We start from the raw sequence: 15,657 nt of genomic DNA on the forward strand, positions 1-15,657 counted from the left end.
ACGGATCACTTCAGGTCACGGATCACTGACGTCGCTTCGGACCGGAGCTCACGGCTCCCCCGCGTCACCGCCGAGCAGCCCCCGCAGCCGCTCCCACCCCTGCTCGCGCGCGAAGGCCGCCGCGTCCCAGCGCAGTGCCGGTACCGTTCGCACCAGCCCGGCGGAGTCCCGCTCCAGGACGTGCACCTCGGCGATCCGCCGCCGGCCCGCACGGTCCCGTACGAGGTGCAGCACCACCGACAGTGCGGCGGCGAGCTGGCTGTGCAGGGCGGCCCGGTCGAGCCCGGCGGCCGTGCCGAGGGCCTCCAGTCGGGCCGGTACGTCCGCGGCCGTGTTGGCGTGCACGGTGCCGCAGCCGCCCTCGTGGCCCGTGTTGAGCGCGGCCAGCAGATGGACCACCTCGGGCCCGCGGACCTCGCCGACGACGAGCCGGTCGGGCCGCATCCGCAGGGCCTGCCGGACCAGATCCTCCAGCGTGACGAGGCCGGCGCCCTCCTGGTTGGCGGGCCTGGTCTCCAGCCGAACGACGTGCGGGTGTTCGGGCCTGAGCTCGGCCGAGTCCTCGGCGAGCACGATCCGCTCGCCCGGGCCGACGAGACCGAGCAGGGCACTCAGGAGGGTCGTCTTGCCGGTGCCGGTGCCACCGCTGACCAGGAAGGACAGCCGGGCCGCGAGGAGGGCCCGCAGGATCCGGTCGCCGCCCGGGGGCACCGTCCCGGCCGCGACCAGCTCGTCGAGGGTGAACGCCCGCGGCCGGACCACCCGCAGGGACAGGCAGGTGCAGCCGACGGCCACCGGAGGCAGGACCGCGTGCAGGCGGGTGCCGTCGGGCAGCCGGGCGTCCGCCCAGGGACGCGCGTCGTCCAGGCGCCGGCCGGCCACCGCGGCCAGCCGCTGCGCGAGGCGCCGTACCGCCGCCGCGTCCGGGAAGGCGACTCCGGTCAGTTCGAGGCCGCCGCCGCGGTCCACCCAGACCCGGTCCGGGGCGGTCACCAGGACGTCGGTGACCGTCGGGTCGGCGAGCAGCGGCTCCAGGGGGCCGCTGCCGACCAGTTCGGAGCGCAGCCGCTCGGCCGCGCCGAGGACTTCGGCGTCGCCGAGGACCCGTCCCTGGGCGCGCAGCGCCTGTGCCACCCGCGCGGGTGTCGGTTCGGCTCCGCTCTCGGCGAGCCAGCGCCGTACCCCGTCGAGCAGGGCCGGGCCGTCCGCGCCCGCGGTGCCGGGCCTCATGCGACACCACCGGCCTCGACGAGCGTGCGTTCCCAGAAGTCCTTGCAGAAGCGGGCCAGCGGTCCGCGGGGGACGGCACCGGGCGGTTTGCGGTTCGGGCGGGACAGGCCGGGTTCGGCGGGTACTTCGCCGGCCAGCGGCAGGCCGAGCAGCCGGGCCACCTCGCGGTCGTCCAGGCCCGGCGCGTAGGGCCCGCGTACCGCCACCCTGAGGTCGCGCACGACCATGCCGACGGTGCCGGCCACCCGTCCGGCCGCGGCGACGGCGCGGAGTTCGGCGGGGACCACCAGGACGGCGAGGTCGAGCTGGGTGAGGACCTCGGCGACCTCGTCGTCCAGGCGGCGCGGCAGGTCGACGACGACCGTGCCACCGCGCCGCCGGGCGGCGGCGAGCACCGCGCGGACGGCGGGCGGCGGGATCGCCACGCAGTCGCCGCGGTCCCAGCTGAGGATCCGCAGCGAGTGCAGCTCGGGCAGGGACTCCTCCAGGGCGCCGCTGCCGAGCCGGCCGCGCGAGGCGGCGAAGGCGGGCCAGCGCAGGCCCTCGGCGGTCTCGCCGCCGAGGAGTACGTCGATTCCGCCGCCCAGCGGATCCGCGTCCACGAGCAGGGTGCGCAGTCCCTCCCGCGCGGAGGTGACGGCGAGCGCGCAGGCCAGCGTGGAGGCACCGGCCCCGCCCCGGCCGCCGATGACGCCGACGGTGAGGGCCGGGCGGCCCACGCCCTCGACGACGTCGGCGATCCGGTCCACGAGCCACTGCTCGCCGTCGGGCAGCATCAGGACGTGGTCCGCGCCGATCTCCACGGCCCGTTTCCACACGTCGGGGTCGTCCTGGTCGAGGCCCACCAGGACCACCCCGCGCCTGCGGGTGGCCCCGCGCACCCGTCGTGCGGCGTCGTCGCCGACCAGGACGAGCGGGGCGGACTCCCAGCCGCCGCCGCGTTCCGGCGGGCCGTGGTGGACCTCCGGTTTGGCGCCGGCCGCGGCACACAGGCGCAGCAGGTCGTCGAGGAGTTCGGCGTCCTCGGTGACGATCATCGGGCGTCCGGGCCGTCCCGAGGCGGCGGACGGCGGGTCGTGGGTGACGGTTCCGGTCACGTGAGCTTCCCCCTTGGCTGCGTTCTCCCGCGTGGCCCCTGCGGCCACGCGATTCCCAAACGTGCGAAGAACCGGCAAGCGGCTCCTTATGCACGGCCGACAGAAACCGGCCATTGGCGCCCGACAAACGGAACCGGCCATGAACTCGCCGCCGCCGGAGCGCGCTGGAATCACGGTGCAGCGAACCCGGAAATCGTGTGGATCTTGGTCCAAAACTGTGGACAACTCGACGGCTGTGAATATCGCCGTCACCCCTACCGGTGAGGCCCGTTCCAGGACCTGCGCGACTTCCACAGCGCAGCGCTTCGACTACCCAACGTGACGGATCATGGGCATACGAGAGGGGCGGCCGAAGCCGCCCGACCTAGGCCTCACGGCCCGCGAGACAGGAGGAAAAACCCGCCCGGACATGCGACGACCCCCACCGGGGGGGAGAGTGGGGGTCGTCTTCACGGCCGACTCGGGGGGGGGAGGAGCCGGACCGCGTTAGCACGGTCGCGAACGATCCGTGACTTCCATGGTGTACCCGAGAGCCCTCTCAGGCAAACCCACGCGCCACACCTTACGCCGAATGGTGGGCGCCTATGCTCGGGGGCGTGGAAAGCCACTCCTTGCCCCGCACAGCGGCCTTCTTTGACCTGGACAAGACGGTCATTGCGAAGTCGAGCACGCTCACGTTCAGCAAGTCGTTCTACCAAGGCGGTCTGATCAACCGCAGGGCGGCGCTGCGCAACGCGTACTCCCAGTTCGTGTTCCTGGTCGGCGGTATGGACCACGACCAGATGGAGCGCACGCGCGCGTACCTGTCCGGTCTGGTCCGTGGCTGGAATGTCCAGCAGGTCAAGGAGATCGTCGCCGAGACCCTGCACGACCTGATCGACCCGATCATCTACGACGAGGCCGCCTCCCTCATCGAGGAGCACCACAAGGCCGGCCGGGACGTCGTCATCGTCTCCACCTCGGGCGCCGAGGTGGTCGAGCCGATCGGCGAACTCCTCGGCGCCGACCGGGTGGTGGCCACCCGCATGGTCGTCGGCGACGACGGCTGCTACACCGGCGAGGTGGAGTACTACGCGTACGGGCCGACCAAGGCCGAGGCCGTCCGGGAGCTGGCCGCCTCGGAGGGGTACGACCTCGACCGCAGCTACGCCTACAGCGACTCGGCGACCGACCTGCCGATGCTCCAGGCCGTCGGGCATCCGCACGCCGTGAACCCGGACCGCGCGCTGCGCCGCGAGGCACTCGCCCGCGGCTGGCCGATCCTGGACTTCAACCGGCCGGTACGGCTCAAGCAGCGGATCTCCGCGCCCCCGCGCCCGGCCCTGGTCGCCGCGGCGGCCATAGGGGCAGCCGCCGCCACCGCGGGCCTGGTCTGGTACGCGAGCCGGCGCCGGAGCACGGTGGGCTGAACCGGCCACCGGTGCCCGTTTGGTGCGTCTTTGAACCTAAAAGTAAAGAACTGCAGGCAGGGCTTCCGCTTGCTCCGGGCTTGCAGTACAAAGGGGTTAGCGGCCCGCGAGACCGAAGGACATCCGAGAGGATCACCTTTAAAACGCATTTGGCCCCACGGACCCAGCATGGACACTGGGCACCCACGCGACGTCGACCCGTCGATTACGGGCCAGCCGCACCAGGTGACGGGCAAAGTTCCCGACCTGATGGGCGACATATCGAGGACGCTTGGTAACCCGGTGAGCATGCCAGCGGCGGTACGAGATCTCGTACCGCCGCAACCCTTTTCCCAGCCGCTTCCTACGCCGCCCCGCGCTGCAGCGCCTCGCACACCGCCGTCGACTCGCGCACGCCGAGTTCCACCGCACGCCCGCAGTGCGCGATCCAGGCCGCCATCCCGTCCGGAGTACCGGAGACATAGCCGTCCAGGGCCGCCAGATAGGAGGCGCGACCCAGTTCGGCGTGGCCGACCTCGGCGGGGCAGACGGCCTTGGGGTCGAGGCCGCTGCCGATCAGCACGATCCGCTCGGCCGCGCGGGCGACCAGCCCGTTGCCCGAGGTGAAGGGCCGCAGCGCGAGCAGCTCGCCGTGCACCACGGCGGCCGTCACCAGCGCGGGTGCCTCGCTCCCCGCGACGATCAGTTCGGAGAGCCCTTCCAGGCGCCCCGACACCTCGTCGGCGTCCGGGAGCGCCAGTTCCACCAGTGGCTCGTCGACGGCCTCGCCGGCCCGGCGCGGCCTGCCGACCTCGTCGCCGTCCGTCGCGGTCGCCACGAGGTGCAGCCGGGCCAGCACCCGCAGCGGCGACTGACGCCAGATGGACAGCAGCTGGCCCGCCTCCGCGGTCAGCCGCAGGGCCGCACCCACCACGCGCGCGTCGTCGTCCACACCGAAGTCGGAGCGCCGCCGCACCTCCTCCAGCGCCCAGTCGGCACCGGACAGCGCGGCGCTGCCCCGGGCGGCCCGCAGCGCGGCCTCCGAGGTGACTGCGTTGCTGCGGCGCCGCATGATCCGGTGGCCGTAGACCCGGTCCACGGCCTTGCGCACGGACTCCACGGACTCGGCCACCCCGGGCAGCGAGCCCAGGGCCGCGAGCGGATCGGCGGTCGCACCAGTCGTACTCATGAGTACGACAGTACGCACCCCGCCCCGAGGCTCCACGAAGGAGTGGTCTTCTTCACTTCCCGTGACACGTACAGCTACCGCGCGACTACCCTTCGTGAACATGAAAATTGCTTTCGTCGGAAAGGGCGGCAGCGGCAAGACCACGCTCTCCTCCCTGTTCATCCGCCATCTCGCGGCCGACGGCGCGCCGGTCGTCGCCGTCGACGCCGACATCAACCAGCACCTGGGCCCCGCGCTCGGCCTCGACGAGACGGAGGCGGAGGCACTGCCCGCGATGGGCGAGCGGCTCTCCCTGATCAAGGACTACCTGCGCGGCCACAACCCGCGCATCGCCTCCGCCGCGACGATGATCAAGACCACCCCGCCCGGCGAGGGTTCGCGGCTGGTCCGGGTCCGGGAGCCGAACGCGGTGTACGACGCCTGCGCGCGGCCGGTGGAACTCGACGGCGGCGCCGTCCGTTTGATGGTCACCGGGCCCTTCACGGACGCCGACCTGGGGGTCTCCTGCTACCACTCCAAGACGGGAGCGGTGGAGCTGTTCCTGAACCACCTCGTCGACGGCCCCGACGAGTACGTCGTGGTGGACATGACGGCGGGCTCGGACTCCTTCGCCTCCGGCATGTTCACCCGCTTCGACATCACGTTCCTCGTCGCCGAGCCGACCCGGAAGGGGGTCTCCGTCTACCGCCAGTACAAGGAGTACGCCCGGGACTTCGGCGTCGTCCTGAAGGTCGTCGGCAACAAGGTGCAGGGGCAGGAGGACATCGACTTCCTGCGTTCGGAGGTCGGGGACGACCTGCTGGTCACGGTCGGGCACTCGGACTGGGTGCGCGCCATGGAGAAGGGCCGGCCGCCCCGGTTCGAGCTCCTGGAGATCCCCAACTCCCGCGCCCTGCGCGCCCTCAAGGCGGCCACCGACGCGACGTACGACCTGCGGGACTGGGAGCGCTACACCCGGCAGATGGTCCACTTCCACCTGAAGAACGCTCTGTCGTGGGGCAACGAGCGCACCGGAGCCGACCTGGCGGCGCAGATCGACCCCGGTTTCGTGCTCGGCGAGGGGGTGGCCACCCCCGCCTGACGGGTGGCCGACCCCGGCTCCGCGCCTACTGCTTGGCGGCCGGCGCCCCTGGCACCCCCTTCGGTGCCGGGGCGGGACGGCCGGAGAGGAAGGACTCCCAGCCCGGCCGCGGGGCCTCGCCCACGTTCAGGGTGCGCAGCTTCGCCAGGACCTGCGGGTCCTGGGCGTCCAGCCAGTCGGCCAGCTGACGGAAGGAGACACAGCGCACCTCGGGCTTGTTGCAGACGTCCGCGACGACCTCGTCGAGGGCGCGCATGTAGGTGCCGCCGTTCCAGGACTCGAAGTGGTTGCCGATGACGAGCGGTGCGCGGTTGCCGTTGTAGGCCCGGTTGAAGCCCTGGAGCAGCCCGTCGCGCATCTGGTCGCCCCAGTAGTCGTACTTGTCGGGGTCACCCTGGGTCGACGTGCCGGACTGGTTGACCATGAAGTTGTAGTCCATGGTCAGCTGCTCGTAGGTGTGGCCGGGGAAGGGGACCAGCTGCATCGACAGGTCCCACAGCCCTTCTCGCTTCTTGGGCCAGACCTGGTCGTTGACGCCGCTGGTGTCGTAGCGGAAGCCCAGTTGGCTCGCCGCCTTCACGAAGTTCTTCTGCCCCTCCAGGCAGGGGGTGCGGGCGCCGATGAGCTCCTTGTCGTAGTCGAAGGGCAGCGGTGCGGCGTTCTTCATGCCGGTGTTGGTCTTCCAGGTCTTCACGAACTGCTTGGCCTGGGCGATCTCGCTCTTCCACTCGGCCACCGACCACTCGCCGACCCCGCCGTCGGGGCCGCAGAAGTGCCCGTTGAAGTGGGTGCCGATCTCGTTGCCCTCCAGCCAGGCCAGCCGGAGCTGCTTGACCGTGTCGGTGATGCCCTGCTCGTCGTTGAAGCCGATCTCGGAGCTGCCAGGTGAGTGCTGCGGGGGCCGGTAGAGGTCGCGCTTCTCCTCGGGCAGCATGTAGACGCCGCTGAGGAAGAACGTCATGTTCGCGCGGTTCTCCTTGGCGACTTTGCGGAAGTGCGAGAACAGCTTCTGGCTGTCCTCGCCCGAGCCGTCCCAGGAGAACACCACGAACTGCGGTGGCTTCTCACCGGCCTTGAGCCGCTCGGGGCGGGGCAGATGCGGCTGCGCCCCGGTGTACGCGGTGGACCCGTCGCCGATCAGACGGACCACGCTCTGGGGGGCCGGCGCTCCCTTCTGCGGCCCGGACGCCCCTTGTTCGGAGTTGGTACCGGTCGAGCAACCGGCGACCGACGCGGCACAGGCCGCGGCGGCCACGGCACCGACCGCAATCCTCTGGGTGGCGGCCAATTCCGCTCACCTTCTTCCTTCTCTCGGCGAACGCCGGTGACGGCGTTTTATGGCGATGTGCCGGGTATCTGCCGACAGCGCGGCCAAGATCGCATAGGACCGAGAGAGGGATTAATACGACAAGCCGATGAACTGCTCACTTCATCCATTGAGGTGAACGGATGCCCCATTCGCGAAGAAAATCCATGCCTGACCTTTACTCTGCATTACGATTCGTTTACTGAACGTTGGTTCATCCCGCCCAGATCCGCGACCGCGCTGCCCCGGAGGAGACGGGAAACATGTCATCAGCCTGCGTACCCACCCACCCCGAGGGCCTCGGCCTGGCCCGGGCCACGACTCCCAAGGCCGTCACCGGCACCGACCGGCAGCCGCAGCACCCACCCACGCCCGCGCCGACGCCTCCGCGCCGCCGCTTCTCCGTCGCGGGCGCCGACCTGTCCGCGGCCGTCGCGGTGTTCCTGATCGCCCTGCCGCTCTCCCTCGGCATCGCCCTCGCCACCGGCGCCCCGCTCCAGGCCGGCCTGGTCGCGGCGGCCGTAGGCGGCCTGGTCGCGGGACGGCTCGGCGGCTGTCCGCTCCAGGTCAGCGGCCCCGCCGCCGGACTCACCGTGGTCACCGCCGACCTGATCCACCGGTACGGCTGGCGGGCCACCTGCGGCATCACCGTCCTCGCCGGGCTGGCCCAACTGGGCCTTGGCTGCCTGCGCGTGGCCCGCACCGCGCTCGCCGTCAGCCCGGCCGTGGTGCACGGCATGCTCGCCGGCATCGGCGTCACCATCGCCGTCGCCCAGCTGCACATCGTCCTCGGCGGCACCCCGCAGAGCTCGGTGCTCGCCAACGTCCGCGCGCTGCCCGCCCAGTTGGCGAACCTGCACCCGGCCGCCGTAGCGATGAGCGCACTGACCCTGGCCCTGCTGCTGGGCTGGCCCCGGATCCCGGGCAGAGCGGGCCGCCTGCTGCACACGGTCCCGGCCGCCCTGGTCGCCGTCGCCGGTGCCACCGCGACCGCCGCGCTCACCGGGCTCGCCCTGCCCCGGGTCGACCTGCCGTCCTGGAGCAGCCATGCCCTGGCCGGGCTGCCCGAAGGGCCGGCGCTCGGTCTCGTCGCCGCCGCGCTCACCACCACGCTGGTGTGCAGCGTGCAGTCGCTGCTGGGTGCGGTCGCCGTGGACAAACTGGTGGCCGGCCGCACCGGACCCCAGTCCCGGCTCGGCCGCTCCGACCTGGACCGGGAACTGCTCGGTCAGGGCGCGGCCAACATCGTGTCGGGGGCGCTCGGCGGGCTGCCGGTCGCGGGGGTCGCGGTGCGGAGTTCGGCGAATGTGCAATCCGGTGCCGTGAGCCGGAACTCCACGATGCTGCACGGCGTTTTCGTAGTAGTCGCCGCGCTGCTGATGGTCCCGGTCCTGGACCTCATCCCGCTCGCCTCGCTCGCCGCCCTGGTGATGGCCGTCGGCATCCAGATGGTGTCCCTGCACCACATCCGCACGGTGACCCGCCACCGAGAAGTGCTGGTGTACGCCGTCACCACGCTCGGGGTGGCCCTCGTCGGCGTCCTGGAGGGCGTGGTCCTCGGGGTCTCCGTGGCCGTCGCCGTCGCCCTGCACCGCCTCACCCGCACCCGGATCACCCACGAGGAGAAGGAAGGAGTCCATCACGTACACGTAAGAGGACAGCTCACGTTCCTCGCGGTGCCCCGGCTCAGCAGAGTCCTGCATCTCGTACCCCAAGGCGCCCGTGCCGTGGTGGAGTTGGACGGTTCGTTCATGGACCACGCGGCGTACGAGTGGCTGCGGGACTGGCGCAGGGCCCACACCGCGCAGGGCGGCTCCGCCGAACTGACCGGCTGCCGCGCGGGCGTCCGCGCACCGGAGTACGGCCACAGGCCGGAACCCGGCCGCCGCGCCGAGCCGCGAACGGGTCACGGTCCCGGCCTGCCCACGGGTCACGGTCCCGAGCCGCACACGGGTCACGGTCCCGGCCCGCGTGCGGGTCTCGGTCCCTGGCGCCGGCCCGGGAGATCGGCCGGTGCGGGTCATGAACTCGCCCGCGGGATCAGCGCGTTCCAGCGGGACACCGCGCCCCTGGTCCGGGCGGAGCTGGCCCGGCTGGCGCGCGAGGGGCAGCGGCCGTCGCAGCTCTTCCTCACCTGCGCCGACTCCCGGCTCGTCACGTCGATGATCACCTCCAGTGGTCCCGGTGACCTGTTCGTGGTCCGCAACGTCGGCAACCTGGTCCCTCTTCCGGGTGAGGAGAACGGCGACGACTCGGTGGGGGCCGCGATCGAGTACGCGGTGGACGTGCTGAAGGTGCGGTCCATCACGGTGTGCGGGCACTCCGGGTGCGGGGCGATGCAGGCGCTGCTCGACTCCGGGACCGGGGGCGCGGCGACCCCGCTCGGGCGCTGGCTGCGGCACGGGCTGCCGAGCCTGGCGCGGCTGGCCGACGAGGGCGGAGCGGGGGCCCGACTGGCCGGGCGGGCGGCGGCGGACACGGTGGAGCGGCTCTGCCTGACCAACGTGGTCCAGCAGTTGGAGCACCTGCGGGCGCACGACTCGGTGGCGCGGGCGCTGGCGGCGGGCGCGCTGGAGCTGCACGGAATGTACTTCCATGTGGGCGAGGCGCAGGCGTACCTGCTCGGCCGGGGCGGTGCGGACGGAGACGGAGAGGGCGGGGTGTTCCAGGGGGTGCCCGGTGCGGAGGAGCTGTCCAGCCCGGCGTGAGCGCGGGGGCGGCCGGGCCGGTCGGGCCGGTCGGCACCCCGCGCACACCTGACAGGTCTAAACCAATTATTCTGCGGCCCTTGTCACCGGGGCCCCAGGTCTGATGAGCTGTGGCCTGGGACACAACGGACACCCTTCGAAAGGGAGATGTCGTGAGCAACGAAAGCCTGGCCAACCTCTTGAGGGAGGAGCGACGCTTCGCGCCGCCCGCTGACCTGGCCGAGAACGCCAATGTCACGGCCGAGGCGTACGAACAGGCCAAGGCTGACAGGCTCGGCTTCTGGGCCGCGCAGGCCCGCCGGCTGACCTGGGCCAAGGAGCCGACCGAGACGCTGGACTGGTCGAACCCGCCGTTCGCCAAGTGGTTCAAGGACGGCGAGCTCAACGTCGCGTACAACTGCGTGGACCGGCATGTGGAGGCCGGGCTCGGCGACCGGGTCGCCATCCACTTCGAGGGTGAGCCCGGCGACAGCCGTGCGATCACCTATGCCGAGCTGAAGGACGAGGTCTCCAAGGCGGCCAACGCCCTGCTGGAGCTGGGCGTCCAGAAGGGCGACCGGGTCGCGGTCTACATGCCGATGATCCCGGAGACGGCGGTCGCGATGCTCGCCTGCGCCCGGATCGGCGCCGCGCACTCCGTCGTCTTCGGCGGCTTCTCGGCGGACGCGCTGGCCACCCGTATCCAGGACGCGGACGCCAGGGTCGTCATCACCTCCGACGGCGGCTACCGGCGCGGCAAGCCGTCCGCGCTCAAGCCGGCCGTGGACGAGGCGGTCGGCAAGGTGGACAACGTCGAGCACGTGCTGGTCGTACGCCGCACCGGGCAGGAAGTGGCCTGGGACGACTCGCGGGACGTGTGGTGGGACGAGATCGTCGCGCGGCAGTCTGCCGAGCACACGCCGGAGGCCTTCGACGCCGAGCACCCGCTCTTCATCCTCTACACGTCCGGCACGACGGGTAAGCCGAAGGGCATCCTGCACACCTCGGGCGGCTACCTCACCCAGGCGTCGTACACGCACTGGGCGGTGTTCGACCTCAAGCCGGAGACGGACGTGTACTGGTGCACGGCCGACGTCGGCTGGGTGACCGGCCACTCCTACATCGTGTACGGGCCGCTGGCCAACGGCGCGACGCAGGTGATGTACGAGGGCACCCCGGACACCCCGCACCAGGGCAGGTTCTGGGAGATCGTGCAGAAGTACGGGGTGACGATCCTGTACACGGCGCCCACCGCGATCCGCACGTTCATGAAGTGGGGCGACGACATCCCCGCCAAGTTCGACCTGAGCAGCCTGCGGGTGCTCGGTTCGGTGGGCGAGCCGATCAACCCCGAGGCGTGGATCTGGTACCGCAAGCACATCGGTGCCGACCGGACGCCGATCGTGGACACCTGGTGGCAGACCGAGACCGGCGCGATGATGATCTCCCCGCTGCCGGGTGTCACCGCGACCAAGCCCGGTTCCGCGCAGACCCCGCTGCCCGGCATCTCGGCGACGGTCGTCGACGACGAGGCGCACGAGGTGCCGAACGGCGGTGGCGGCTACCTGGTCCTGACCGAGCCGTGGCCGTCGATGCTGCGCACGATCTGGGGCGACGACCAGCGGTTCCTGGACACGTACTGGTCGCGGTTCGAGGGCAAGTACTTCGCGGGCGACGGCGCGAAGAGGGACGACGACGGCGACATCTGGCTGCTCGGCCGGGTGGACGACGTCATGCTCGTCTCCGGCCACAACATCTCGACGACCGAGGTGGAGTCGGCGCTGGTGTCCCACCCGGCGGTCGCCGAGGCGGCCGTGGTCGGCGCCGCGGACGAGACGACCGGTCAGGCGATCGTCGCCTTCGTGATCCTGCGCGGCACGGCGAACGCCGAGGACGAGAACCTCATCGCCGACCTGCGCAACCACGTCGGCGCGACGCTCGGCCCGATCGCCAAGCCGAAGCGGGTCCTGCCGGTGGCGGAGCTGCCGAAGACCCGCTCCGGCAAGATCATGCGCCGGCTGCTCCGCGACGTCGCGGAGAACCGGCAGCTGGGCGATGTCACGACCCTGACCGACTCGACGGTCATGGACCTCATCCAGGCGAAGCTGCCCGCGGCGCCCAGCGAGGACTGACCCGACCGGCACGGCCCCAAGAGGGCGCCCGGCGCGAAACGCGCCGGGCGCCCTTTTTGCACCTACCGTGAAACCCATCTGGCAGCTCCCGTCGCATCTTAGGTAAACTAAGCAAAGTAGCGTGATCCAAAGGTGTCGAGATCCAAAGGTGTGCCGGGAAGTCTGGTCGGCAAGTAGCCCTGTCCTGCCCACCGACCGGAGGTTCCCGTGTCCCGCCCCCGCACCGCCGCCCCCGTCCGGAAGGTCCTCGGGCGGCTCTCGCTGCCCGAGCGGACCGTCGTGGCGGACGCGCTGCGGACCGAGACCGTCGGCGGTGTGCTGCTGCTCGTCGCCGCGATAGCCGCACTGGTCTGGGCGAACATTCCCGCGCTCCACCACAGCTACGAGAGCGTCGCCGACTTCCACTTCGGCCCCGGCGCCCTCGGCCTGAACCTCTCCGTCGCCCACTGGGCCGCCGACGGCCTGCTCGCCGTCTTCTTCTTCGTCGCCGGCATCGAACTCAAGCGCGAGCTGGTGGCGGGCGACCTGCGGGACCCGAAGGCGGCCGTCCTCCCGGTCGTCGCCGCGCTGTGCGGAATGGCCGTACCTGCGCTCGTCTACACCCTCACCAACCTCGCCGGCGGCGGCTCCACGCAGGGCTGGGCGGTGCCCACGGCCACCGACATCGCCTTCGCGCTGGCCGTGCTCGCGGTGATCGGCACCTCGCTGCCGGGCGCCCTGCGCGCCTTCCTGCTCACCCTCGCGGTCGTCGACGACCTGTTCGCGATCCTGATCATCGCGGTCTTCTTCACCGAGCGGATCCACTTCGCCGCGCTCGGCGGCGCGGTCCTCGGCCTCGCCGTCTTCTGGCTGCTGCTGCGCAGGGGCGTGCGCGGCTGGTACGTGTACGTCCCGCTCGCGGTCGTGATCTGGGCGCTGATGTACAACAGCGGCGTGCACGCGACCATCGCCGGTGTCGCCATGGGCCTGATGCTGCGCTGCACCACCCGCGAGGACGAGCAGCACTCCCCCGGCGAGCACGTCGAGCATCTGGTGCGGCCGTTGTCGGCAGGGCTGGCCGTGCCCCTGTTCGCGCTCTTCAGCGCCGGCGTGAAGGTGTCCGGAGGGGCGCTCGGCGACGTCTTCACCAAGCCGGAGACGCTCGGGGTCGTCCTCGGCCTGGTGGTCGGCAAGGCGGTCGGGATCTTCGGCGGGACCTGGCTGACCGCCCGCTTCACCCGGGCCACGCTCAGCGAGGACCTCGAATGGGCGGACGTCTTCGCGGTGGCCTCGCTGGCCGGGATCGGCTTCACGGTCTCGCTGCTCATCGACGAACTCGCCTTCGCCGGCGACGCCGTACTCACCGACGAGGTCAAGGCCGCCGTGCTCACCGGCTCGCTCATCGCGGCCCTGTGCGCCACGGTCCTGCTGAAGATACGCAACACCCGCTACCGCAGGCTGGTCGAGGCCGAGGAACGGGACGACGACCTCGACGGCATCCCGGACGTGTACGAGCAGGACGACCCGGCGTACCACCTGCGGATGGCGGAGATCTACGAGCGGAAGGCCGCCGAACACCGCAGGATCGCGGAGGAGAAAGCCGCCTCCTAGCCGCCTCCCAGGGGATCGGCGGGCGGGACGCGCTTGCCGAAGTGCCGGGCGGGGCAGGCGCGCAGGGCGACCGTCCGGCATGATCTGACGAGACGGTACAAAAGGACCGGTGCAAAAGGCCGGCGCAAAAAGGCCGGCGCACAACGGGCCGGTCCCTGGAGACCGGTGCAGAAGACGACGAAGACGACGAAGACGCAGAGGGAGAACGCGATGAGCGCACCCGACGGCAGCCCGGTCGGTGCCGAACGCAGCATCGGCCAGCTGTTCGCCTCGGCCACGGCCGAGATGTCGGCGCTGGTGCACGACGAGATCGCGCTGGCCAAGGCGCAGCTGAAGCAGGACGTCAAGCGGGGCGCGACGAGCGGCGGCGCGTTCTCGGCGGCCGGGGTGCTGCTGCTGTTCTCCCTGCCCATGCTCAACTTCGCGCTGGCGTACGGCATTCGGACCTGGAGCCACTGGAACCTCGCGCTCTGCTTCCTGCTCTCCTTCGCGGCGAACGTCCTGGTGGCCGTCGCGCTCGCGCTGGTCGGCGTGGTGTTCGCGAAGAAGGCCAAGAAGGGCCAGGGACCGCAGAAGGTGGCCGCGTCCATGAAGGAGTCGGCGGGCGTGCTGCAGAACGCCAAGCCGCATCCGCGCCCGGAACTCCCCCGGGACGACGTGCGCGCCATCGAGGCGGCTGTGGGACGCTCGTCGTCATGACGGACCCCGCTCCCTCGGCCGTACGGCTGGAGGGCCCCTGGACGCACCGGGACGTCGCCGCCAACGGCGCCCGGTTCCACATCGCCGAGCTCGGCGACGGACCGCTGGTCATGCTGGTGCACGGCTTCCCGCAGTTCTGGTGGGCCTGGCGGCACCAGCTGGTCGCGCTCGCCGACGCCGGCTTCCGCGCCGTCGCCATGGACCTGCGGGGCGTCGGCGGCAGCGACCGCACCCCGCGCGGCTACGACCCGGCCAACCTCGCCCTCGACATCACCGGCGTGATCCGTTCCCTCGGCGAGCCGGACGCCGCGCTGGTCGGCCACGACCTGGGCGGCTACCTGGCGTGGACGGCAGCCGCGATGCGCCCCAAGCTGGTACGGCGGCTCGCGGTGGTGTCCATGCCGCACCCGCGGCGCTGGCGCTCGGCGATGCTCCGGGACCGCCGGCAGACCGCCGCCGCCTCCTACATCTGGGGCTTCCAGCGGCCCTGGATCCCCGAGCGGCAGCTCACCGCCGACGACGGCGCGCTCGTCGCCCGGCTGATCCGGGACTGGTCCGGCCCGCGGCTGCCGGACGACGAGGCCGTGGAGACGTACCAGCGGGCCATGTGCATCCCGTCCACCGCGCACTGCTCGATCGAGCCGTACCGCTGGCTGGTGCGCTCCCTGGCGCGCCCGGACGGCATCCAGTTCAACCGCAGGATGAAGCGGCCGGTGCGGGTCCCGACGCTCCACCTGCACGGCTCCCTGGACCCGGTGACCCGCACCCGCAGCGCCGCCGGCTCCGGCGAGTACGTCGAAGCGCCCTACCGCTGGCGGCTGTTCGACGGACTGGGGCACTTCCCGCACGAGGAGGATCCGGTGGCGTTCTCCGCCGAGCTGGTCAACTGGCTGAAAGATCCCGAACCCGATCGGTGACCGCGCCGATGCGCCCGGTATCCGGATCTGGACACCTGTTCTACGAACGGCCACATGCCCGGCGCATAGGCCGATTGGGGGGCGTGCGGGAGGTTATCGACCTTGGGGCAGGGGCAGACGTCCGGGTATGGGCTGGACGCACGACTACAGTGACGCACCCCGCAACCGCCGTACGACAGGCGGTCTGAACTCCCACCGAGGAGGTGCCCCGCAACTGCCGGGAACCGACCTCAGGGTGGGGATTCCGCACATCCTGCGCCGCCGGGCCCGCTGGGTCTCGGTACGTCTGCGCCATACCCGCGGCTGACACCTCACAGGACCCCGCAGCACCCCGCAGCACC

Annotated in this window: 11 protein-coding genes and 1 pseudogene; 8 read left to right on the forward strand and 4 right to left on the reverse strand. The window is 71.5% G+C overall.

The window, feature by feature from the left end:
- Positions 1-48: 48 nt before the first annotated feature.
- Positions 49-1,230, reverse strand: a complete 1,182-nt coding sequence (locus AB0D74_RS28770) for a TadA family conjugal transfer-associated ATPase (protein ID WP_362593119.1) — start codon at positions 1,228-1,230, stop codon at positions 49-51.
- Positions 1,227-2,327, reverse strand: coding sequence for a septum site-determining protein Ssd (gene ssd / locus AB0D74_RS28775; protein ID WP_362593123.1), 1,101 nt, complete (start codon positions 2,325-2,327; stop codon positions 1,227-1,229). Before ssd ends, AB0D74_RS28770 begins: the two co-directional genes overlap by 4 nt.
- A gap of 584 nt (positions 2,328-2,911) precedes the next feature.
- Between ssd and AB0D74_RS28780 the strand changes: the two genes are divergently transcribed.
- The gene (locus AB0D74_RS28780; RefSeq protein WP_362593125.1) at positions 2,912-3,736 is read left to right on the forward strand and encodes an HAD family hydrolase; all 825 of its coding nucleotides are present in this window, start codon (positions 2,912-2,914) and stop codon (positions 3,734-3,736) included.
- A gap of 343 nt (positions 3,737-4,079) precedes the next feature.
- Here the strand turns inward: AB0D74_RS28780 and AB0D74_RS28785 are convergent, their stop codons facing one another.
- A complete protein-coding gene (locus AB0D74_RS28785; protein WP_362593128.1) occupies positions 4,080-4,904 on the reverse strand; it encodes a Fic family protein in 825 nt (274 codons plus the stop codon).
- A gap of 100 nt (positions 4,905-5,004) precedes the next feature.
- Here AB0D74_RS28785 and AB0D74_RS28790 point away from each other — a divergent pair, with 100 nt between their 5' ends.
- A complete protein-coding gene (locus AB0D74_RS28790) occupies positions 5,005-5,985 on the forward strand; it encodes an ATP-binding protein (protein WP_362593131.1) in 981 nt (326 codons plus the stop codon).
- A 25-nt stretch (positions 5,986-6,010) separates the two neighbouring features.
- On the opposite strand, the gene AB0D74_RS28795 is transcribed toward AB0D74_RS28790, so the two are convergent.
- The gene (locus AB0D74_RS28795) at positions 6,011-7,273 is read right to left on the reverse strand and encodes a hypothetical protein (protein ID WP_362593133.1); all 1,263 of its coding nucleotides are present in this window, start codon (positions 7,271-7,273) and stop codon (positions 6,011-6,013) included.
- A 281-nt stretch (positions 7,274-7,554) separates the two neighbouring features.
- Between AB0D74_RS28795 and AB0D74_RS28800 the strand changes: the two genes are divergently transcribed.
- From AB0D74_RS28800 to AB0D74_RS28825, 6 genes and pseudogenes are all read left to right on the forward strand, one after another.
- A complete protein-coding gene (locus AB0D74_RS28800; protein ID WP_362593136.1) occupies positions 7,555-9,999 on the forward strand; it encodes a SulP family inorganic anion transporter in 2,445 nt (814 codons plus the stop codon).
- Between the two features lie 152 nt (positions 10,000-10,151).
- Positions 10,152-12,110 (forward strand): acetate--CoA ligase, encoded by a 1,959-nt coding sequence (gene acs / locus AB0D74_RS28805; RefSeq protein ID WP_362593139.1) that lies wholly within the window; start codon positions 10,152-10,154, stop codon positions 12,108-12,110.
- Between the two features lie 207 nt (positions 12,111-12,317).
- Positions 12,318-13,783, forward strand: a pseudogene (gene nhaA / locus AB0D74_RS28810) (Na+/H+ antiporter NhaA).
- Positions 13,784-13,910: 127 nt separating this feature from the next.
- A complete protein-coding gene (locus AB0D74_RS28815) occupies positions 13,911-14,399 on the forward strand; it encodes a phage holin family protein (RefSeq protein ID WP_362593142.1) in 489 nt (162 codons plus the stop codon).
- Positions 14,396-15,316 carry an alpha/beta hydrolase gene (locus tag AB0D74_RS28820; protein WP_362593145.1) on the forward strand — a complete coding sequence of 307 codons (921 nt, stop codon included), beginning with the start codon at positions 14,396-14,398 and terminating at the stop codon, positions 15,314-15,316. The genes AB0D74_RS28815 and AB0D74_RS28820 overlap by 4 nt, the downstream gene beginning before the upstream one ends.
- Positions 15,317-15,443: 127 nt before the next feature.
- A complete protein-coding gene (locus tag AB0D74_RS28825) occupies positions 15,444-15,623 on the forward strand; it encodes a hypothetical protein (protein WP_351714250.1) in 180 nt (59 codons plus the stop codon).
- The last annotated feature ends 34 nt before the right edge of the window (positions 15,624-15,657 follow it).

It is taken from the genome of Streptomyces sp. NPDC048278, from assembly GCF_040652195.1.
Classification (GTDB): Bacteria; Actinomycetota; Actinomycetes; order Streptomycetales; family Streptomycetaceae; genus Streptomyces.

Excerpts from the sequence above, each read along its gene's own strand:
- AB0D74_RS28770 (WP_362593119.1), bottom strand. The coding sequence starts at position 1,230 with ATGAGGCCCGGCACCGCGGGCGCGGACGGCCCGGCCCTGCTCGACGGG.
- AB0D74_RS28780 (WP_362593125.1), top strand. The coding sequence starts at position 2,912 with ATGCTCGGGGGCGTGGAAAGCCACTCCTTGCCCCGCACAGCGGCCTTC.
- AB0D74_RS28785 (WP_362593128.1), bottom strand. The coding sequence starts at position 4,904 with ATGAGTACGACTGGTGCGACCGCCGATCCGCTCGCGGCCCTGGGCTCG.
- AB0D74_RS28790 (WP_362593131.1), top strand. The coding sequence starts at position 5,005 with ATGAAAATTGCTTTCGTCGGAAAGGGCGGCAGCGGCAAGACCACGCTC.
- AB0D74_RS28800 (WP_362593136.1), top strand. The coding sequence starts at position 7,555 with ATGTCATCAGCCTGCGTACCCACCCACCCCGAGGGCCTCGGCCTGGCC.
- AB0D74_RS28815 (WP_362593142.1), top strand. The coding sequence starts at position 13,911 with ATGAGCGCACCCGACGGCAGCCCGGTCGGTGCCGAACGCAGCATCGGC.
- AB0D74_RS28820 (WP_362593145.1), top strand. The coding sequence starts at position 14,396 with ATGACGGACCCCGCTCCCTCGGCCGTACGGCTGGAGGGCCCCTGGACG.
- AB0D74_RS28825 (WP_351714250.1), top strand. The coding sequence starts at position 15,444 with ATGGGCTGGACGCACGACTACAGTGACGCACCCCGCAACCGCCGTACG.